Origin of the sequence: Pseudomonas sp. TH37, assembly GCF_016650735.1 — a bacterium.
In the GTDB taxonomy this organism is placed as follows: Bacteria; Pseudomonadota; Gammaproteobacteria; order Pseudomonadales; family Pseudomonadaceae; genus Aquipseudomonas; species Aquipseudomonas farris.
Map to the genome: position 1 here is coordinate 276054 of NZ_JAEKFD010000008.1, position 20166 is coordinate 296219.

The following is a 20166-nucleotide window of genomic DNA, read 5'->3' on the forward strand; positions in this document are numbered from 1 at the left end:
CCTCAGCACGGAGCAGATTGTTTCTTGCCTAAACCATGTGTTATCCGCGCGTATAAGGTCAGCTTGTCACTGGAAAGCCCCCACGGCCCGTGTTTTTAGGTAGCTGCCACCTCTGAGATTCCATCGAGGAAGAAAATGAGCGTTCGCTCGGTGCGTTTCGTAAGGACATGGGCAGGCCCCCCTTGCCTGACTGGTTCGCAAGAAAATGCCCGACTCGATACCTGAACGTGCCACCGTTCGTCTTGCGATTTGGATCTGGCGCGGCAAACAGAGCTTTTCAAGCCAATTCACCGTTCTTTACGAATGGGCGCGGGCACATCATTCCTACTGATATGCATTACCCTCGGCGGGCTTAGCTTCTGTTAGAGCCAACCCTCACACAGCTTCGATGCCTGGTCGAGAATCATCTGCGCTGCATCCTCTGCCTTATCCGGCGGATACTTGTACTTACGCAGAATCCGCCGCACTAGGATCCGCAGCCGAGCCCTAACACTTTCACGGCTGCTCCAATCGACACTGACATTGGCCCGCAGACTGGCAGTCAGCTCATGGGCGATTTTCACCAGGATTTCATCGCCCAACTCCCGCACAGAAGCTTCGTTAGTCGCCAAAGCATCGTAAAACGCCAACTCATCATCGTTCAGCCCAAGCACGTCACCGCGCTTGCTGGCCTGGGCGAACTTTTTGGCCATTTCAATCAGTTCTTCAATGACCTGCGCCGTTTCAATGGAACGGTTCTGGTAGCGCTTGATGACGTTGCCCAACAACTCAGAGAATTTCTTCTCTTGAGTCAGGTTAGAGCTGTAACGGCTTTTGATTTCGCCTTCGAGCAATCGCTCCAGAAGCTCCACTGCCAGATTTCTTTCTGGAAGGTTGCGCACCTCTGCGAGAAACGCGTCATCGAGCAAGCCGATGTTGGGTTTTTCCAGGCCCACTGCCTCGAAAATATCTACAACATCACCAGAGACCACTGCATTGCCGATGATCTGTCGAATAGCTAACTCGCGCTCTTCGTCGGTTTTTTTCTGCTGACTGACTTCGCGCTTGATCAGAATGACTTTAATAGCCTGAAAGAATGCCACCTCTTCGCGAACGGCTTTGGCCTCATCCAGCGTGCAGCACAAAGTAAATGCCTTACCCATGGCCAACGCGTTATCAGCAAACCGCTTTTTGCCATCTTCCATTCCCAGGATATGGTTAGCTGCGCCGGCCAGTAGTTTGTGTCCCCCCGTGAGGAAGTCACCGTAATCGAAGCCATGTAGCAGACTGCGTAGAACGTCGAGTTTCTCCTCTAATACCGAATAAGCCTCGTAGGCATCCACCGTCGGCCGGCCTTTACCTTTGCTGCCGGTGTACTCCTTCAGCGCTGCCTTCAGCTCGTTGGCAATGCCGATGTAGTCCACCACCAGACCACCCTGCTTGTCCTTGAAGACACGGTTAACCCGGGCAATGGCCTGCATCAGGTTGTGGCCCTTCATGGGTTTGTCCACGTACAAGGTATGGACGCACGGTGCGTCAAACCCGGTCAGCCACATATCGCGGACAATCACGAGCTTGAGGGGATCCAGTGGATCTTTGAAACGTTTCTCCAAGCGCTTTTTGACCTGGCCAGAATAGATATGCGGTCGCAGCAAAGCCTTATCCGATGCGCTGCCTGTCATCACAATCTTGATTGCACCTTTCTCGGGATCCTCGTCGTGCCACTCCGGACGCCGAGCGATGATCTCGTTGTACAGGTGCACACAGATCTCGCGACTCATGGCGACCACCATGGCTTTGCCGGGCATCTGCTCCATACTGACCAAACCCAGATTACGCGCCTCAAAGTGCGTGATCAGATCCGACGCAATGCTCCGAATCCGTGGTTCTGCCCCGACGACCTTTTCCAACGCGGCCCAACGGCTTTTCAGTCGCGACTGCTGGTCGTCTTCTTCATCTTCTGCCAACTCGTCGACCTGATCGTCGATCGTAGGTAGCTCGCTCTCTTTCAGCGACAGTTTGGCCAAGCGCGATTCATAATAGATGGCGACGGTCGCCCCATCTTCAGTGGCCTGCTGCATGTCATAGACGTGAATGTACTCACCAAAAACCGAGCGCGTGTCGCGGTCCTCACCGGATACTGGAGTACCAGTAAAAGCGACAAAAGTGGCGTTCGGCAGCGCGTTACGCAAATGATGAGCAAAACCAACCTGATAACGGGCTTTGCTCTCGGCAACTTGAAGCCCAGTAGGCACTTTCAGCTCAGCGTTAAAACCATATTGAGTGCGATGAGCTTCATCGGCGATAACAACAATGTTTGGCCGCAAGGACAATACCGGGAAGCTGTCTTCATCGACTCCAGGCATAAACTTCTGGATGGTCGCGAACACAATACCGCCACTAGGACGGTTGGCCAGTTTCGCACGCAAGTCCCCACGTGACTCCACCTGGACGGGTTGCTCACGCAGCAAATCCTGGGACAACGAGAACACCCCGAATAACTGACCATCCAAATCGTTGCGGTCAGTGATCACCACAATGGTTGGGTTTTCCATCGCCGCTTCCTGCATCACCCGAGCCGCAAAACACGTCATGGTGATGCTTTTGCCCGAACCTTGCGTATGCCAGACCACCCCGCCCTTATGACTACCGCCGGGACGCGATGCCGTCACTACCTGCTGAATGGCAGCGCGAACGGCGTGAAATTGGTGATAACCGGCAATTTTCTTTACCAGACGGCCGTCGTCTTCGAACAACACGAAGTAACGCAAGTAGTCGAGCAACATCTCTGGTACCAGAGCACCGTGTACCAATGTCTCCAGCTCGTTGAATTGCCCCAATGGGTCGAGATCCTGGCCGTCGATGGTCCGCCAGTTCATGAAGCGCTCAAGATCAGCCGACAACGACCCCATACGGGCCTCACTACCGTCGGAAATCACCAGGACTTCGTTGTATTGGAACAGGTCCGGAATCTGCTCTTTATAGGTCTGGATTTGATCAAAGGCTTTACCCAGATCAGCCTTCACATCTGCAGGATTTTTCAGTTCGAGCAATACCAACGGCAGCCCGTTAACAAACAAGATGATGTCCGGACGCCGAGTGTGTTTCGGCCCCTGGATACTGAACTGATTGACCGCCACCCAGTCATTGGCTTTCACATCAGCCCAATCGATCAGGCGAACGAAGTCGCCTCGGGTTTCACCGTCTTTTTGATACTGCACGGGTACACCGCCGACCAGCAGGCGATGGAACAAGCGGTTAGCCGACAACTGCACCGGCAGTCCCAACTCTAGCACCTGCTTTAACGCATCTTCACGTGCAGCTACTGGAACCTTTGGATTAAGCCTCGCCATGACATTGCGCAGGCGCTCAGCCAGCACCACCTGGCGATAGCTTTCACGCTCGGGTTGCTCACCATCATGAGCGATATTCGGCCCATACAAATGGGCGTACCCCACCTCTGCCAGCCAGCCGAGGGTCTCCTGCTCCAATTGGTCTTCGGTCATTCCAACTCACTTCCTGTGTTCAGATCACCGGCCAATTCGGCCTCAATCTCGGCAATGCTCGGCAGATTTCGGCCCAGGGTTTCGGGCAAGTCGCGCAGCAATTGGTATTCGGCAACGCCGATGGGTTTTTCGATGCCCGACAAAGCGTACTCGGCCACCAAGCGGTTTTGCTGTTTGCACAGCAGCAGGCCGATGGTGGGTTTGTCATCCTCAGCTTTAATCTGCGCATCCACGGCCGCCAGATAGAAATTCAACTGGCCAGCGTGTTCGGGTTTGAAAGCCGTTGCTTTGAGCTCTACCACCACATAACACTTGAGGCGGGTGTGGTAGAACAGCAAATCAATGAAGAACTCATCACCGCCCACATCCAGGCGAAACTGGCGGCCGACGAAAGCAAAGCCTGCGCCTAGTTCCAGCAAGAAACGAGTGATATGACGGATCAGTCCATCTTCAATATCACGCTCGTGAGCATCGTCGCCCAAGCCGAGAAAGTCGAACAGGTAGGGATCTTTCAGGGTTTCGTGAGCCAACGCCGACTCAGCAGCCGGTAAACGTGCAACAAAGTTAGTGACTGCCGCGCCCTGGCGTTGCTGCAAGCGGTTCTTGATATTCTGCTCCAGCGTGCTGCGTGACCAACCGAGCAAGACAGTTTGCTGCGCGTACCACTCACGCTCGGCAGGGCTGGCCAGCTTGGTCAGCAGGGTCACCACATGGAACCAGGGCAATTGGGCAGCAGGCTGCTGCCCAAATAGAGCATTAGGGCAATGTTGAGCAAAAAACGCCATGTACTTGAGGTTACGGCTGGAAAAACCACGGATATCGGGAAAGGCATCGGAAAGGTCGCGCGCCAATCGCTCAATGACTTTCGCGCCCCAAGCGTTAACCTGCTGACGTTGCCTGATTTCCGCTCCGATCCGGTGATACAACTGCACCAACTCTGCGTTGACGGCCAGCGCAGCACGTTGCCGCGCTTGAGCGATATCGACTTTAAGCTGAGTCAGCCAGTCGGCGTAGCCTTCGGGCAATGCGGGAATAGTGCCCTTGCTCATGCACACAGAACCTCGACCATCTCCTCGGCCTCCGGCAGGCCCATCTGGCCGGAGATCAGGCGCGGTAGCAGCGTGTCGCGGAGTTGAGCGAGGGTTAGAGATTGACGTTCGTTTTCGATCCATCCATCCAGCATTGCTCCGACTAAGTCCTCAAAAGCATTCAAAACTTCAGTATGAGCCAGTAGCACTGGATGGTTCGAGACCAGCCCTTTATTGAGGTTCTGTTGTGCTGATCCCGAAGACTTCGATGCAAGGGCTTCACGCTCTCTCCTTGCACACATAAAAATGAATGCTCTGGAGCAGCTCTTTGGAATCAGCGCACAACAGGCTTGGTTGGCCGTTGAAGATTCTGCCAAAAGACAAACCTCACCTGCTGTCGCTCCATACATAGCTACCACAGTTGTTCCTTTGGGCCAGAGCTTGGCTGAGCTATTTCTCATCCCTAGGTCGCTGATCTTTTCTTTGGTATCAAACACGATTGGATTTCGGACTTCACCGGAGGTAAGCCACGGAATATTTCCTCCCCAGTACGTTGGTACTGTCCGTTTGGGTGTTCCGCCACTTTCAACCCGTTCGCAACACTCCGCCAACGTAGCCATTTGCCATCCACTCGGCACCAATCCCAACTCGGACTCTTCAAAGCTATCCGGAAACAACGCGGCTGTGGCCGCATCCATGCCTTCTGGCTCAAGCCCTTCCGCCTTGGCTCTCACTGGGTCGAAATCGACAAACCAGGATTTGAAGAGCGCTTGGGCGATGGCTTCTAGGGTGACGTTGGTTTCGCGCAGCAGGACGATGCGGTCGTCGATTTTCGCGAGAAAACACGCAGTGTCGTCTTGGTAGACTTTTGGTGGATTCGGAACCCGGATATTTACTAAATCGCTTCCACGGATTCCAGAAGCCCCAGCTCCTTGCTCAACTATGGCCTCAATTGCTTTTCGCCCATCGGGGGAGCTGAAAAAGTAGAAATAGAAGTGCGGATTATACTTTCGCTGATCGAGTCTGCATCGAATTAAGTGTGACTCAAAAACTGTTTCTGTCTTGTTCCCTAAGAAAATAGAGCACTGCCCAGCCCCCGCCAAAACCAAGGATTGGCGTGCAAATAGTAGATCTCCTGCCTGAAGAAAGTAGTGCTTTTCCTTTTCGCCTACAGGCACGAGATCCATTCCAAGATCCTTTATTCGACGGTGCGCAAACAGTTCTCCCATATTGACCATGGGAAAACCACTGCCACGAACCTTCCTGGGACGAGTCAGCCCATTTCGCTGTGGCTCAGAAAACAAATCACCAAAGCGACTGAAGTCAAAACTCATAGCCCAGCCCTCCCAACTTTTGGCGGATCAGTTGATCGAGCTCCACGCCCTTCGCCACCTGCTTACCCAGTAAGGCGGTCAGCTTTTGCATCTTGTCGGCAAAGTCTTCGCCGTCACCTTCAATCACTTCAGCGCCAACATAGCGACCTGGGGTCAGCACATGACCGTGCTCGGAGATTTCGGCGAGGGTCACGCTGCGACAGAAACCGGCCACATCGGCATAATCAGCAATCTCACCGCCAACATCCAGTGGCACCCCGCGCCAATTGGCAACCGTCTGCGCAATGCGCTCTATGTCGCTGTCGAGCAGCTCGATCTGCGCCCGGCTGACGTTGCTACCCAGCTTGCGTGCATCGATAAACAGAACTTTGCCGGGGCGGGCCACCTTTTGTTTAGTTAGAAACCATAGGCAGGCGGGGATCTGGGTGTTGAAGAACAACTGACCGGGCAGTGCGACCATCACCTCCACCACATCGGCCTCGATCATGGCGCGGCGGATGTCACCTTCGCTGTTCTGATTGGAACTCATCGAGCCATTAGCCAGTACGATGCCCGCACGGCCGTTTGACTTGAGGTGAAACAACATATGCTGCAGCCAGGCGTAGTTGGCATTGCCTTGAGGCGGCGTGCCGTAAACCCAGCGCGGGTCACCTTCAAGGCTGCCGTGCCACCAGTCGCTAATATTGAACGGAGGATTAGCCAGAACGAAGTCGGCGCGCAGGTCTGAATGTTGGTTACGGATAAAAGTGTCGGCAGGCTCACGGCCAAGGTTGAAATCAATGCCGCGAATGGCCAGGTTCATTGCCGCCAGACGCCACGTGGTCGGGTTAGACTCCTGGCCGTAGATGGAGACGTCACCGAGTTTACCGCCATGGGCTTCGATGAATTTTTCCGACTGGACGAACATACCGCCAGACCCACAGCAGGGGTCGTAGACCTTGCCGTGGTGTGGGTTGAGCACCGCAACAAGAGTTTTGACAATGCTCGCCGGAGTATAGAACTGCCCGCCTTTTTTGCCTTCAGCACTGGCAAATTGGCCGAGGAAGTATTCATAGACCTGACCTAGCAGATCGCGAGCCTGGTTGGCATCACCACCGAAACCAATAGTAGAGATCAAGTCGACCAGCTCACCGAGTTTACCGTCAGGTAGCTGGGCACGAGCGTAGCGCTTGTCGAGAATGTTCTTTAGGCTGGGGTTTTCCCCCTCAATGGCAGACAAGGCCTCATCAATGCGTTTGCCGATATCGACCTGTTTTGCGGCAGCACGTATTGACTCCCAACGTGCCACTTCTGGTACCCAGAACACATTCACTTCTTTGTAGTAGTCGCGCTCCTCCAGCTCTTGAGCAAGTAGTTCAGCATCATCACTCTCCAGATAGTAGTCGTCGCTGGCATCGGCAAAGCGCCGCACCAGTTCCGCGCGACGGCCAGCAAAGCTGTCAGAGATGTATTTGAGGAAGATCAGACCGAGGACGATGTGCTTGTACTCAGCAGCATCCATGTTGGCGCGCATCTTATCTGCAGTAGCCCACAGCGTTTTTTGCAGGTCCTGCAAGGTATTACTGGTTTGAGGGGCTGTGGCCTTGCGCCCAGGCTTCTTCTTTAGCGACTTAGGCTCTGGGGTGACAGCATTTTCGCTCGACGAAAAACGAGCACGAGCCTGATTGAGCACCTCTTCAGCAAGACTGTTGGCGGTCTGTTCGGCACCCTTTTGATCCGTCATGGACTACTTCCTACATTCGACGCAGATGAATTGCGTGATAAAAATTGAAAACCCAACCACAGAGGTTCGGGCGAAGATTGCCCTCATGATAACGGTTCACCACCCGTTTCGTCTGAGTTGCAACGACCAAGAGAACGGGAACTACCTCGCAAGGCAGAGAGTACCCCGATTAGGGGTCAGTCCAGCGAGCTTGCAAGGTGTCTAGAAAACCCGGGGTGATTTAAACGGTATTCCAATTGGTATTCCAACTCAAAAAATCAACCTGATATTTACCTCAAAAATCATCAACCTATAGAACCAATTCAACTTACCCCGGCCCACCAATCGAAGCTAACAAAGCCCGCCAAGTGTGGGCTTTGTTGCATCTGGGGTTTGGCATCCAAACACTCATCGACACCCTGCCCTGCGTCGCCACCGTCGAACGCCACGACGAATCCAGAACCTCCTTCCAGAAACAATTCGGCTGCCCCCCCATTCCGTCCTAGGAAATTTCCCGCAAAACGCATCGACTTCCATGAACTAGCGGGCGCTGCTCATCGAGGATAGCCTTCAGGTGTCGCTGCAAATCAGCGATCGGCTTTGACAGGCTGAAAACCGGAAACTTCCACTCTTCCTGATAAAACGGCATGCTTGCGCGCATGCAGCTTTTTCATGGCGGCTGTGCGTGGGGCATCTTCGGATGCACCGGTTTCCTGCGTTTCCGGTCTGTCAACCCGCGTATAGCTGCCACCCAATACTGTTTGACAGCAGGGTGTTGGCAGCTCCTCAAACAACGCAGGAGCTCCACCATGAAGAAGATCACCCCCAATCCCCCAGAAACCGATACCCCTTCAGAACCCGAAACCCTCGACCTGACCCAACTCTCCCAAGCCACCCAACGCGCCGTCAGCGCCCGGTTGCGCGACCCGAAACAGCCCGATCCCGTGAGTCATATTTTCACCATCCTCCCCAACGTCGACACCCCCACCTTGCTCGCTCACGCCAGCGAAACCCTGGCCTCCATGAACGTCATGACCACCGACCTGGCCGACCAGCTCGAAGGCTCGCATCGCAACGTGGCATTGGCGATTCAGCAACTGGCCGTGCTGGCCGAGATGTTGATCAATCGAGCGCTGGATAACCTCGATTCGCCCACACCGGCGGTCACGCCCGTCTGCCACTGAGTGATCACGCTCGTTGATCGAATGGAGGTTTTGTCATGGATCGATACATGCCGGTCACCGGTATCGACTGCACCATTGCGTCGCTGCTGATCGACACCGAAGCGCCGCTGGATGTTCTGCATGAAACGGCGGCCTACCGCATCCGCACCGCGACTCAATTGCTGGAGAGCTTCGCCGTAAGCGAAGGCGTTCACAGTGAGCTGGCGCGGGTGTTGGTGACTTCGCTGCGCGATGGTTGCGATTTGCTGGATGTGGTGGGGCGGCGGTTGCAGATGCAGGTTGCAGCGTCTTAACGAATCCGGCATAGGGAATCGTTGCCGCGCACCCAACGCAGAAAGGCACCTGACGAGCCTGTCGCAGGTGCCTTTTTTGTGGATTTTGAATGTTGCGATGCTCCCGCGCGCTCAGGTGTTCTTCAGGGGCCCCGCCAGTTTTTCAGCGCACCCGCTGCGATTCAATGCGCTATCCATGCATGACGAGTATCGTGTTTCTCAACCATGCCTTCGCTACGGAACAGATGATGAACAAAAGCGTTTTATACGCCTTGGGTGCTGCAGCCCTCTTTGGTGCCAGCACACCGTTTGCCAAGGTTCTGGGGCTGAACATCTCTCCCGTCTTGCTCGCCGGTTTGCTTTACCTGGGAAGCGGCTTGGGTCTCACAATCACCAGGCTGATCCGTGATCGTGGCTGGCAGCCTGTCGGTTTAACAATATCCGAATGGCCATGGCTCATTGGCGCTATCGCGTTCGGCGGTGTGCTGGGGCCGGTGTCTTTAATGTTCGGCCTTACCCTCACATCGGGTACCACCGCTTCGCTGTTGCTAAACCTTGAAGCGGTGTTGACCGCCCTGCTTGCCTGGGTGGTTTTCAAAGAGAACGCCGACTGGCGGATCGTCGCTGGAATGATCGCAATAGTGGCGGGTGGCGTGCTCTTGGGCTGGCCTCAAACTTCCGCACAGACCCATGGTTGGGTTGGCCCGGTCGCCGTGGCGATTGCCTGTTTTTGTTGGGCCATCGATAACAACCTTACCCGGAAGGTTTCCGCATCGGACGCATTGTTCATCGCTGGCATCAAAGGATTGGTCGCCGGGGTCGTCAACTGTGTTTTAGGGATTGCTCTTGGAATGCATCTCCCTGAATTGTCTCTGCTAGGGCCAGCGCTACTCGTTGGCTTTTTAGGATACGGCGTTAGCCTGGTGCTATTCGTTCTGGCTTTACGGGGGCTTGGAACAGCACGCACAGGTGCGTACTTCTCTACTGCACCGTTCTTGGGGGCCGCCATTTCAATCCTGTTGTTAGGCGAAGCAGTGACATGGGTGTTTTGGGTTGCTGCAGGCCTGATGGGGCTTGGCGTCTGGATACACCTTACAGAGAGCCATTCTCACGAACACCAACACGATCCGCAAACACATGACCATCCGCATATTCACGATGAGCACCATCAACATGAACATGCCTTTGAGTGGGACGGTACTCAACCTCATAGCCACTTACACGACCATGCTCCAATCCAGCACAGTCATCCGCATTTTCCCGATATCCATCACAGGCACCAACACTGAGCGACTGGGACGGAGAAGTATCTGGCACGTCGGTTGTTCAGGACGCAAAGTAGTGAACAAGGATTTCTCTGACAGATTGGAGCCACGTCATCCTGGGAAATTTCCCGCAACCCGTAGCGACTTCCATGAACTGGCGGACAAGGTTTCCGGCAGATAGTCTTCACGCTTCGCTACAAACCCTGCGGACGGTTTTGACAAGCCGAAACAGCGTAAGGATCCCTAACCCCATGGAACGCCCTTATGAAAAAAATCACCCTGAAATTAGTTGAAAATCCGGCCACTTCAGAGCCTGAAGCCCTCGAGCCAACCCAACTTCCCCAAGCCACCGAACGCGCCGTCAGCGCCCGCCGACGCAACCTGAACAGGAACATCTTCAGCGTCCGCCCCGACGTTGATACGACCACCCTGCTCGCTCATGCCAGCGAAACCCTGGCGTCCCTCAACGTCATGACTTTGGACTTTGCCAACCAACTCGAAGGCTCGCAGCACAATGTGGCGCTGGCTCTTCATCAGTTGACGGTGTTGACCGAACTTTTGGTTAACCGCGCGCGGGATAATCTCGATCCGAACGGGTCGGTGGCCGTGGGCAAACCTCCCGTCTTTCACTGAGTGATTGCGCTCGTTGATCAAATGAAAATTTTGTCATGGATCGATACATGTGACGGTCACAGACACAGGTTTCGGCGTAGAAAAACAAAATGGGCGACCTCATTGAGGTCGCCCATTTTTGCGACTGCTACCGCGTATCCTTCGGTTTCACATCTTGAAGCCAAAGCTCTGAACACTCTCATGGCCGCTCAGCGCTTTATCTGTAGCCACATACAAATCACGTATATGCCCAACCAAAAACGTCCAGAATGCCGGTTCATTAACGGTTTGATTTACCAACTCCCCCGGCAGGAACCGCCCCATCTCCCTGCGAAATTCGATAGCGACTTTCGGATCGGTGTCGAGCAGCGTTGAACGCTCCTTGAACAGTCTCAAGAACTCGTCCTGCTTGCAGTGATGATCGCCCAGTTTTTTCGTAATCAGATCCAGTTGTGGTGTTACGCCTTGCTGACGCAGCCAAACCATATCCCAGAGATCACGGTTCTTGATTCGGTTAGGGCGCAGAGCAAAAGCTACGATTTTGTCCGCATATATTTCTTCGCGCGTTTCAGCCTGTAAGATCAGACCGCTTGTGCCCATTTCGACACCATAAGGGTTAAGCAACTGCATTGGCTGTGGCTGATAGCTCGGGATGGAGCACACGTCGATGTTAATGCGTTGTGCCGGCAGGTCTTTGCGCCCTGGTCTGGTTTGAACCTTCAGTTTCCAGGTGTCGACATTCCCTTCCTCACGAATAGGCTCACCGACTTCAACTTCAAGGCCATATTTGGCTTTTAGTGTGGTGACCAATACATGGGCAAGCTCGGTCAGACTCTCGCGATTGAAATCTGCACCACCGGTAAAATCCAGGTCCTCACTTAAACGGTTAGAACCGTAGCAAGCACGCAAACAGGTACCACCAATAAAGGTCAGCTTGGCGAGCATGCCAGCAGAACTCAGCGCCAACATGATGTCGTGGTGCAGTAATTCCTTTTCTACCACGACCCGCAATGGCGCCAGATCCTGCTTGTTTTTTAGTGCCTCATCCACCAGTTCATCAAACAAACTCATTGGCAACGCTCCAATCGATCAAGTCCATATTTCGTTTCGCCGCCTTCATGTCTCGTAATGCCTGTTGCGGTGTTGCCCGCCATAGACGGCAACGTGCGTCGTAGTGGAGCTGACCGACCAGGTCCTGAGGTTTCTGGCGGGTGTGCACAAATTCGATAGTGCCCCAACGTCCGCATGAAAGAGTGCTGCTGCGCCCGGAAGACATAAGCGTGATCCAGTTGATGGGAATCTGCGAGATGACGCCACAATCACTCAATGCTGTTTCAAGGCTGATGTAGTTGAACTGCATGGCACGCAGCCTGGCGGCCGCATGAAACAACACCAGTCCACTGGACGGCATGGTCGCTTCAAACAGGTAAAGCCCTCGGCACACTCGCGCCAGATGACCTTCCGAGGCTGCACGACTCAACAAGGTTTTGTACGCGCCTTCGGAAATGTCGGGCACCAATGCCCTAAGATCGTCCGGGGTGAACAGATAGCGCTCGTCACTGGCCAAATGGGTCAGTTTCCGGAGAAGGCGCCCCATTGGCTGGGTGGATTTTGAATGTGCCTGCACAACTATGACTCTACAGAAAGTTTCACTTTGTGTAACTTACTGTTGAGTCACATCGCAAAGCAATGATTTTCTCAGTAACTCTCTGTGGCAGTGGGCAAAACGGAGAAGACTTCCATCAACATGAATTTTTCTTCACCCCACCGCCGCACTCCAACCTGTACATTCCCCTCGCTCATTCAAGAAACTACGGTTTGCCCGCCTCCCGCGGGCTTTTTTTTGTCTGTCGTTTTGTTAGCTGTCATTTCAAGTGACCGACGCACGGGCACGGGTGCTTCAGCGGTACAAATACGAATCCTGTCCTCCATTCCGCTCCGAGCACCGGCACCAGATAACAAAGCAAGGCCGTTCACCATTCGTTAAGCAATCCCTCCGTATGCTCAAACTTCCCGGTCCCCTGTTCGGTAGCCAGAAGTTCATGTCGCGTCCTGCCTCTTCATTGTTTCTGCTTGCCGCTCTGTTGTTTTTCTTCGCGTTGGGCAATCACCAGTTACAAGGTTCCACGGAGGCTCGGGTTGCCGGGATTGCCATGCAGATGCACCTGGATAACGACTGGGTGACGCCTCGTTTGTTCGGCGAACCGTTTCTTGAAAAGCCGCCCTTGAGTTTGTGGCTCGATACCGGGGCGATTCGCGCATTTGGCGGTACGCCTTGGGCGGTGCGGCTGGCGTCGGCGTTTGCCGGGCTGTTCAGCGTGATGCTGCTGTACGCGATGCTGCGGCGGTTCGGCCGATCCGAGGCAGTTGCGTGGACGGCGGGGATACTGCTGGCGACCATGGCCAGTTACTGGAGCAACGTGCGCGGCGTTGGTGAAGACGCGTTGCTGACCCTTGGTGTGACCATGGCGCTGTTGGCGTTCTTTCAGGGGCAACGGCACTCGACTGTCGGCCACGCGTTGCTGTTTGCTTCAGGGATTAGCATCGCTACGTTGAGCAAGGGTGTACTGGGGCTGGCGATGCCGGGGGTGGTGATCTTCGCGTACCTGTCGGCCGAAACTTTGATGGATAAGCGTCTGAAACTCTCGGACTGGCTGCGCCCCGGCCTGTTGACGCTGCTGGGGCTGGTGCCGTTGATGATCTGGCTCGCGGTGCTGTATCAGCGCGGTGGGGTGCATGCCGTGGGGGAAGTGTTGCTGACCAACAGCGTCGGGCGCTTCAGCGGTTCCTTCGCCGCGGCCGGGCATTACGAACCGTTCTACTACTACCTGGCCAAGCTGCCGGAGGCCTTCCTGCCCTGGAATATTCTGGTGTATCTGGGGCTGTGGCATTTTCGCAAAAGCTTGATGGCCAATCGTTACCTGTTGTTCTTCACGGTGTGGCTGCTGGCGCAGTTCGTCATGCTGACCCTGGCGTCGAGCAAGCGCACGGTGTACTTGATGTCCATGACGCCTGCGGCGGCGGTGATGGCTGCGGAATATGCGAACGTGCTGTTCGAACGACTCAAGACCCATATCGAAGCCCCGACCTGGCTGGGAGTCATTGCCCGGCACCGTCGCGGTGTTGTCATGGGCGTTCTTGCCATGGTGATCGGTGGTTACCTTGCCGCCGCTCAATGGGCATTGCCTCATGCCGATCGCAAACTGTCCTTCCTGCCGCTGACGGAGCAGATTCAGACGTTGCGGGCCAGCGGGCAACAGGTCGCGTTGTTTCAGGCCAACGAACGGGTGGGCGGCGCCAGCGTGTTCTATACCCAACGCGTGCTTGAGGGCCTGGATACCGAGGCGCAACTGCATGAGTTTCTGCGTGCTTCACCTTCCAATGTGGCGCTCATGGCCGGCTCACATGAACCCGCCGCGCCCTTGAAGGTGCTCAAGACCATGAAGGTGGGACGTCAGGCTTACTACTTTGTAACCCTGTAAACGGCTCAACAACAGGTGACGCAGCCTTCTGCAGTACAGGCAGCTCCAGCCGCGCCCGCCCATAGAACGCCAATGCCGTGAGCAAACATGCCAGCCATACAAAGATTCCGGCCCAGAAGGTGTGGGACATGTAGTGCCACCCCTGTAGAACCCGCGTCGTGCCATAGACGAAACCGAGCAGCAGCGACCCGTGCATCAACGCTTTGGAATACCGCCAGCGATAGCGGCGCGCCACGAAGTACAGCGCGAGCATGGTGAAGCCGCCCGACGCATGCCCACCCGGCCAGCAGCGACCGTCGCCGGCGACTTTCAGCAGATCGAAATTCTGGTACCACTCCTTGTGTTCGATTTTCCCGGCGTACTGAGTCGTTTCGACCGGGCAATACACGCTGGTGTGGCCCTTGAGGTAATGGATAACGCCAGTGCTGATGGAAAACGCGAACACCACATACAAGAAGTCCCGACGGTGTTTACTGGCAAACCGAAGCACCGGCGCGACTTTGATTTTTTCCAGGAACGCGATGATCTTCGAATGTTTTTCAGCCTTCAGGCGCGGCCAGAGAAACGACAGCAAAGCGCCAATCATCGCGACCTCACCAGTCCAGTTCGGGATGATCCGCGCCCATTTATGAGTGATTTTTTCGAACAGATGGACATGCTGTAACGGAAACAACCGTGTGGCCGGATCATAGAAAAGATCGCTGAAGGCGATGTCTATCTTGGTCATGTCAAACAGCAGGAACACCACGACCGCGCAGGCCAGCGGAATACCGAAGTTCACCCAGTAAAAGCGGTAACGGGAAGCAGTCAGCATCGTACGTCCAGATCCAGAGGGATGATGGTGAGGCTCATTCAGTGGTCACCGAATGCCAGTCGGAGGCTTCGATGAAACCGAGCATGCGCGGCGGCTGAGACTTTTTGGCTGAGATAAACAGAGAAGCGCCATAACCCAAGGTCTCGGTCGATAACTTGAGATCTTTTTCGAGTTGCGCCATGCATTCGCTGTGGGTCACCAGAATCAGGTTGCGTCCAGCCACCTTGTGCGCCAAGGCATCGCGCAGCATGTTGCCTCTGCAGTGGACCAACCAGTCTTCGCCGACGCCGACCTTGTTGAACATGTAACCGGCGGTTTGCGCCGTGCGCATCACCGGGCTGTTGTAGATGTCGGCCCGATCCAGCCCCAGATGCTCGAACTGCGCGCCGACACTCACCGCCACGCTGCGGGAGCGATCGGTGATGCCATCGTTGCCGATCAGGCAGGCGGCCGTGGAGTGATCACAACGCTCGACGTGGCGGACCAGCACGATCATGTCGCCCTTGGCCCAACCGGTCGCCAACACGCGGGCACCCGCCACGTTGCCATGGGCCAGGTCAGGGACGGCGGCGGGTCGCAACAGCCACACGGTCAGCGGAATAACCAACAAGGCAGATGCCAGTACAACCGCGGCGTTTCGATAACGGGCCAAACGGCTCAGATCGATCGAGCGTTTTATCCCGAACAGACTCAGTCTCAATTCCACATCAAGCCGCCTCGCCGGTATGCACCATTGTGATTCGATGTCGCGAGGGTAAAGAGGCGCGCGTCGGCAGCCGGTGAAACCCATGTGAAAAAAAGATTAAAACGCGCCCAAAAATCTTGTTACAGAATCCGTCCAACAAAATCCTTTCAGCTCTCGCGATTGCCGCCGATATAGACCTGCTAACCCTTTGCTGGCTCTTAAAACAACAATCTTCCAGCCAACCGACGATCAAGAAGCACAACGTTCCTGGAGGAATATTGATGAATAGCTGGTTCGGTAATATCAGCGTGAACCTGAAATTGGGCTTGGGATTCGGCCTGGTCCTGGCGCTGACCTGCGTCCTCGCCTTGACCGGCTGGACGAGCCTGGGCGGGTTGATTGACCGCAGCAACTGGATGAGCGACATCACTCAGCTCAACGCCGGCCTGACCAAGCTGCGCGTAGTTCGCCTGCAATACATGCTGACCAACGGCGACGAAACCGCCGCACAGAATGTGCAGACCACCCTCGACGGCTTCGTCGCTCAGCAACAAGCGTTGCTGTCGAGTTTCAAGAGCCCGGAAAACGTCAAGCTGCTCAAAGAGCAGAGCGCGACCATCAGCGCTTACCAGATATCCCTGAACAAAATGCGCAGCGCCTACCGCACCGGTAACAGCGCCCGCGACGCCATGGGCGCCAATGCTGAAACTGCCAGTAAGTTGATTGAAGCGATCAGCACCCGCGTGCAGCAAATGCCCCTGAGCGACCAACGTTTCGAACAGTTTCAGGCCATCACCGCAGCCAAGGAAGCATTCATCCTGGCTCGCTACGAAGTGCGTGGCTACACCGCCAACACCAACGCCGAGACCGAGCAAAAAGCCGTCGGCCAACTGGACACGGCCATCGCTAGCCTGAAGCAACTCAACGTGTATTTCGCCGAGACCCAGCAAGATGCTCTGCACCAGCTGGAAACCGCGCTGAGCAACTACCGCAGCGCCTTGCAAGCATATAAAGCCGCCAACTCCGATGCGGTGCAGGCGCGCAAGGAAATGACCGATCAGGGCGCCGCCATCGTGACCCTGAGCGACCACCTGTATCAGATCCAGCTCGACCGTCGCGACGCCGAAAGCGCCCAGGCCCGCACGCTGCAACTGATCAGCACCTTGCTGGCGTTGCTAGTGGGCGTCATTGCCGCCGTAATCATCACCCGTCAGATCACCGGCCCGTTGCGCGATACCCTGGCCGTGGTCGAACGCATCGCCAGCGGCGATCTGTCCCAAGACGTCAAAGTGACCCGTCGCGACGAACTCGGCGTGTTGCAGCAAGGCATCGCACGCATGGGCGTGACCCTGCGCGATTTGATCAGCGGTATCCGCGATGGCGTCACCCAGATCGCCAGCGCTGCCGAAGAACTGTCGGCCGTGACCGAGCAAACCAGCGCCGGGGTCAACAGCCAGAAGATCGAGACCGATCAGGTGGCCACCGCCATGCACGAGATGACTGCCACGGTGCAGGAAGTCGCGCGCAACGCTGAAGAAGCGTCCCAAGCCGCTGCCGCCGCTGACGGTGAAGCGCGCGAAGGCGATAAAGTGGTCAACGAAGCCATCGCCCAGATCGAGCGCCTGGCCAGCGAAGTGGCGCGCTCCACCGAAGCCATGAGCGTGCTGCAGCAGGAAAGCGACAAGATCGGCAGCGTCATGGACGTTATCAAAGCCGTGGCCGAACAGACCAACCTGCTGGCCCTCAACGCCGCCATCGAAGCGGCCCGTGCCGGTGAAGCCGGTCGCGGTTTTGCCGTGGTGGCCGACGAAGTTCGTGGCCTGGCCCAACGCACGCAGAAATCCACCGAAGAAATCGAAGGCCTGGTGGCCGGTCTGCAGAACGGTACCCAACAAGTGTCGGCCGTGATGAACAACAGCCGCGCCCTGACCGACAGCAGCGTGGCGCTGACCCGCAAGGCCGGCGTGTCACTGGAAAACATCACCCGCACCGTGTCGAACATCCAGTCGATGAACCAGCAGATCGCTGCCGCCGCCGAGCAACAAAGCGCCGTGGCCGAAGAGATCAGCCGCAGCATCATCAACGTACGCGACGTGTCCGAACAGACCGCCGCCGCCAGCGACGAAACAGCTGCGTCCAGTGTCGAACTGGCGCGGTTGGGTAATCAGTTGCAGATGATGGTGAGCCACTTCCGCGTTTGACGTTCAGTCAGCGGTGAATGACAGATCCATTCGCGGGCAAGCCTCGCTCCTACAGGGATTGCACATTACCTGTGGGAGCGGGCTTGCCCGCGAAGGCTGTCTAACGCTTAGACACTAATCGCATTGGTAAACACCAACCGATTCCCGAACGGGTCGGCCACCGTCATGTCCTGACTGCCCCATGGCATCGCCTGAATCTGTGGGCGAGCGAAAGAATATTCCTTGGCCAGCAATTGCTGCTGGAACGACTCTAGCTCATCCGTCTCGATGCGCAGCGCCGAGCCCGGTGTCGCGTCACCGTGGTGCTCGGACAGGTGCAGCACGCATTCGCCACGCGAGATCTGCAGATACAGCGGGAAGTTTGTTTCGAAGCGATGCTGCCAGTCGATCTTGAACCCCAGGAAGTCGACGTAGAACTCCAATGCCTTGGTCTCATCGAAAATCCGCAGGATCGGGGTGGTTTTGCCGAAGCTCATGGATTTGCTCCCAGACTGAAAAGGCCCAGAGTGTAGCTGGGCTGGATGTCAGCGCTTCGGCTTAGTTGCGGCTTTCTTTAATTGTAATGTGCCACCATGCGACGTAGTTCAAAAGATCGCAGCCTTCGGCAGCTCCTACAGGGCTGCGATTATTTCGGCATCACCGATCAATGAAACCCCTCACGCAAATCCCCTTCCCGCGCCAGAAACCGTCCTTCCCTTCTCCCGTTCGCCTGACCTTCGCTGTAACTCAAGACTCCATTTACCCAAACCCCGTCAATCCCTTCCGCCGCCCGTTGCGGATCATTGAAGTCCGCCACATCGCGAATCGTCGCAGGATTGAACAACACCAGATCCGCCCAATACCCTTCGCGAATCTCGCCACGTTCCTTCAAGCCAAACCGCGCTGCCGACAGCCCGGTCATTTTGTGCACGGCGGTGTGCAGCGGAAACAGCCCGACGTCGCGACTGAAATGTCCGAGTACTCGTGGGAACGCGCCCCACAACCGTGGATGAGGAAACGGGTCTTCCGGCAAGCCGTCGGAGCCGACCATCGACAGCGGATGCGCGAGGATTCTTCGTACGTCGGCTTCATCCATGCCGTAATACACCGCCCCGGCCGGTTGCAATCGGCGGGCGGCCTCGAGCAACGGCACGTCCCACTCGGCGGCGATGTCGATCAAATCCCGGCCACTCATTTGCGGCTGCGGCGTGGACCAGGTGATGGTGATGCGATGGGCGTCGGTGACTTGCTTGAGGTCCAGGGTCGAAGAGCTCGCCGCATAGGGATAACAATCGCAGCCCACTGGGTGGGTTTTCGCGGCATGTTCGAGGGACGCCAGCAGTTGCGGGCTACGCCCCCAGTTACCGGCGCCGGCACATTTGAGGTGGGAAATAATCACTGGCGTTTTCGCGTGGCGACCGATCTGGAACGCTTCGTCCATGGCCTCCAGCACCGGTTCGAATTCACTGCGCAAATGGGTGGTGTAGACCGCGCCGAATGCCGTCAGCTCTTCGGTCAGTTGCATCACTTCGTCGGTGGAAGCGCAGAAGGCGTTGGCATACGCCAGGCCTGTGGATAAACCCAAGGCACCGGCCTCAAGGCTTTCGCGCAGTTGCTCGCGCATCGCACTGATTTCATCGGCGGTGGCAGTGCGAAACAGGTCGTCCAGGTGATTGCTGCGCAATGCGGTGTGGCCCACCAATGCGGCTACGTTCAGCGTGGTATTTGCCGCCTCCACAGCCGCGCGATAGTCGCTGAAGCGCGGATAAGCGAACGCCGCTGCGGTGCCGAGGAGGTTCATCGGGTCCGGCGGCTCGCCACGTAAACTCACCGGCGATGCGCTGATCCCGCAGTTGCCGACGATCACCGTGGTCACGCCTTGGCTGAGCTTGGGCAGCATCTGCGGCTGACGGATAACTACCGTGTCGTCATGGGTGTGCACGTCGATGAAACCTGGGGCCAACACCCTCCCGGTCGCGTCGATTTCTTCGGTGGCGCGAGCGTCGTGCAAGTCGCCGATACGCTCGATGCGACCGTTCAGAATCGCCACATCAGCGGGGTAACCGGGGGCGTTGCTGCCATCGATAATCAGCGCGTTGCGGATCAGCGTGTCGTACGTCATG

At 56.1% G+C, this 20166-nt stretch carries 16 protein-coding genes and 1 pseudogene; 7 read left to right on the plus strand and 10 right to left on the minus strand.

Annotation, left to right across the window (positions count from 1 at the left end; translation table 11 throughout):
* Nucleotides 1-362: 362 nt before the first annotated feature.
* Genes JFU11_RS20900 through JFU11_RS20915 form a run of 4 tightly spaced genes read right to left on the minus strand, consistent with a single transcriptional unit; the run spans nt 363 to nt 7570 of the window.
* A complete protein-coding gene (locus JFU11_RS20900) occupies nt 363-3485 on the minus strand; it encodes a type I restriction endonuclease subunit R (RefSeq protein ID WP_201061992.1) in 3123 nt (1040 codons plus the stop codon).
* Nucleotides 3482-4534 (minus strand): PDDEXK nuclease domain-containing protein, encoded by a 1053-nt coding sequence (locus JFU11_RS20905; protein WP_201061993.1) that lies wholly within the window; start codon nt 4532-4534, stop codon nt 3482-3484. Before JFU11_RS20905 ends, JFU11_RS20900 begins: the two co-directional genes overlap by 4 nt.
* The gene (locus JFU11_RS20910; protein WP_201061994.1) at nt 4531-5847 is read right to left on the minus strand and encodes a restriction endonuclease subunit S; all 1317 of its coding nucleotides are present in this window, start codon (nt 5845-5847) and stop codon (nt 4531-4533) included. The genes JFU11_RS20905 and JFU11_RS20910 overlap by 4 nt, the downstream gene beginning before the upstream one ends.
* Nucleotides 5837-7570: a class I SAM-dependent DNA methyltransferase gene (locus JFU11_RS20915; RefSeq protein ID WP_201061995.1), complete on the minus strand. Its 1734-nt coding sequence runs from the start codon at nt 7568-7570 to the stop codon at nt 5837-5839. The genes JFU11_RS20910 and JFU11_RS20915 overlap by 11 nt, the downstream gene beginning before the upstream one ends.
* 374 nt (nt 7571-7944) lie before the next feature.
* On the opposite strand from JFU11_RS20915, the pseudogene JFU11_RS28165 reads away from it, so the two are divergent.
* The 5 genes and pseudogenes from JFU11_RS28165 to JFU11_RS20935 form a co-directional block, all read left to right on the plus strand.
* Nucleotides 7945-8034: pseudogene (locus JFU11_RS28165) on the plus strand (hydrolase); the annotation flags it as partial.
* A gap of 324 nt (nt 8035-8358) precedes the next feature.
* Nucleotides 8359-8733 carry a DUF6124 family protein gene (locus JFU11_RS20920; RefSeq protein WP_201061996.1) on the plus strand — a complete coding sequence of 125 codons (375 nt, stop codon included), beginning with the start codon at nt 8359-8361 and terminating at the stop codon, nt 8731-8733.
* Between the two features lie 35 nt (nt 8734-8768).
* Nucleotides 8769-9026: a hypothetical protein gene (locus JFU11_RS20925; protein ID WP_201061997.1), complete on the plus strand. Its 258-nt coding sequence runs from the start codon at nt 8769-8771 to the stop codon at nt 9024-9026.
* A 227-nt stretch (nt 9027-9253) separates the two neighbouring features.
* Entirely contained in the window at nt 9254-10294 is a 1041-nt protein-coding gene (locus JFU11_RS20930; RefSeq protein WP_274610050.1) for a DMT family transporter, read from the plus strand.
* Between the two features lie 240 nt (nt 10295-10534).
* Nucleotides 10535-10903: a DUF6124 family protein gene (locus JFU11_RS20935; RefSeq protein ID WP_123721348.1), complete on the plus strand. Its 369-nt coding sequence runs from the start codon at nt 10535-10537 to the stop codon at nt 10901-10903.
* A 147-nt stretch (nt 10904-11050) separates the two neighbouring features.
* Here JFU11_RS20935 and JFU11_RS20940 read toward each other — a convergent pair whose 3' ends face one another.
* Together JFU11_RS20940 and JFU11_RS20945 are read right to left on the minus strand one after the other, a co-directional pair.
* Nucleotides 11051-11953, minus strand: coding sequence for a nucleotidyl transferase AbiEii/AbiGii toxin family protein (locus tag JFU11_RS20940; RefSeq protein ID WP_123721349.1), 903 nt, complete (start codon nt 11951-11953; stop codon nt 11051-11053).
* A complete protein-coding gene (locus tag JFU11_RS20945; RefSeq protein WP_201061998.1) occupies nt 11940-12449 on the minus strand; it encodes a type IV toxin-antitoxin system AbiEi family antitoxin domain-containing protein in 510 nt (169 codons plus the stop codon). Before JFU11_RS20945 ends, JFU11_RS20940 begins: the two co-directional genes overlap by 14 nt.
* 475 nt (nt 12450-12924) lie before the next feature.
* On the opposite strand from JFU11_RS20945, the gene JFU11_RS20950 reads away from it, so the two are divergent.
* Nucleotides 12925-14364: a phospholipid carrier-dependent glycosyltransferase gene (locus JFU11_RS20950; protein WP_201121362.1), complete on the plus strand. Its 1440-nt coding sequence runs from the start codon at nt 12925-12927 to the stop codon at nt 14362-14364.
* Here the strand turns inward: JFU11_RS20950 and JFU11_RS20955 are convergent.
* Nucleotides 14315-15178, minus strand: a complete 864-nt coding sequence (locus JFU11_RS20955) for a phosphatase PAP2 family protein (protein ID WP_201062000.1) — start codon at nt 15176-15178, stop codon at nt 14315-14317. The two genes, JFU11_RS20950 and JFU11_RS20955, sit on opposite strands and share 50 nt — an antisense overlap.
* Nucleotides 15179-15212: 34 nt before the next feature.
* Nucleotides 15213-15884 (minus strand): hypothetical protein, encoded by a 672-nt coding sequence (locus tag JFU11_RS20960; protein ID WP_201062001.1) that lies wholly within the window; start codon nt 15882-15884, stop codon nt 15213-15215.
* 260 nt (nt 15885-16144) lie between these two features.
* Here JFU11_RS20960 and JFU11_RS20965 point away from each other — a divergent pair, with 260 nt between their 5' ends.
* The gene (locus tag JFU11_RS20965) at nt 16145-18064 is read left to right on the plus strand and encodes a methyl-accepting chemotaxis protein (protein WP_201062002.1); all 1920 of its coding nucleotides are present in this window, start codon (nt 16145-16147) and stop codon (nt 18062-18064) included.
* A 107-nt stretch (nt 18065-18171) separates the two neighbouring features.
* Here the strand turns inward: JFU11_RS20965 and JFU11_RS20970 are convergent, their stop codons facing one another.
* Nucleotides 18172-18540, minus strand: coding sequence for a glyoxalase superfamily protein (locus JFU11_RS20970; protein ID WP_123721354.1), 369 nt, complete (start codon nt 18538-18540; stop codon nt 18172-18174).
* Between the two features lie 167 nt (nt 18541-18707).
* Nucleotides 18708-20165 (minus strand): D-aminoacylase, encoded by a 1458-nt coding sequence (locus JFU11_RS20975; RefSeq protein ID WP_201062003.1) that lies wholly within the window; start codon nt 20163-20165, stop codon nt 18708-18710.
* Nucleotide 20166: the final 1 nt, after the last annotated feature.

Excerpts from the sequence above, each read along its gene's own strand:
- JFU11_RS20910 (WP_201061994.1), bottom strand. The coding sequence starts at position 5,847 with ATGAGTTTTGACTTCAGTCGCTTTGGTGATTTGTTTTCTGAGCCACAG.
- JFU11_RS20970 (WP_123721354.1), bottom strand. The coding sequence starts at position 18,540 with ATGAGCTTCGGCAAAACCACCCCGATCCTGCGGATTTTCGATGAGACC.
- JFU11_RS20965 (WP_201062002.1), top strand. The coding sequence starts at position 16,145 with ATGAATAGCTGGTTCGGTAATATCAGCGTGAACCTGAAATTGGGCTTG.
- JFU11_RS20950 (WP_201121362.1), top strand. The coding sequence starts at position 12,925 with ATGTCGCGTCCTGCCTCTTCATTGTTTCTGCTTGCCGCTCTGTTGTTT.
- JFU11_RS20975 (WP_201062003.1), bottom strand. The coding sequence starts at position 20,165 with ATGACGTACGACACGCTGATCCGCAACGCGCTGATTATCGATGGCAGC.
- JFU11_RS20940 (WP_123721349.1), bottom strand. The coding sequence starts at position 11,953 with ATGAGTTTGTTTGATGAACTGGTGGATGAGGCACTAAAAAACAAGCAG.
- JFU11_RS20920 (WP_201061996.1), top strand. The coding sequence starts at position 8,359 with ATGAAGAAGATCACCCCCAATCCCCCAGAAACCGATACCCCTTCAGAA.
- JFU11_RS20900 (WP_201061992.1), bottom strand. The coding sequence starts at position 3,485 with ATGACCGAAGACCAATTGGAGCAGGAGACCCTCGGCTGGCTGGCAGAG.
- JFU11_RS20930 (WP_274610050.1), top strand. The coding sequence starts at position 9,254 with ATGAACAAAAGCGTTTTATACGCCTTGGGTGCTGCAGCCCTCTTTGGT.
- JFU11_RS20915 (WP_201061995.1), bottom strand. The coding sequence starts at position 7,570 with ATGACGGATCAAAAGGGTGCCGAACAGACCGCCAACAGTCTTGCTGAA.
- JFU11_RS20925 (WP_201061997.1), top strand. The coding sequence starts at position 8,769 with ATGGATCGATACATGCCGGTCACCGGTATCGACTGCACCATTGCGTCG.
- JFU11_RS20955 (WP_201062000.1), bottom strand. The coding sequence starts at position 15,178 with ATGCTGACTGCTTCCCGTTACCGCTTTTACTGGGTGAACTTCGGTATT.
- JFU11_RS20935 (WP_123721348.1), top strand. The coding sequence starts at position 10,535 with ATGAAAAAAATCACCCTGAAATTAGTTGAAAATCCGGCCACTTCAGAG.
- JFU11_RS20905 (WP_201061993.1), bottom strand. The coding sequence starts at position 4,534 with ATGAGCAAGGGCACTATTCCCGCATTGCCCGAAGGCTACGCCGACTGG.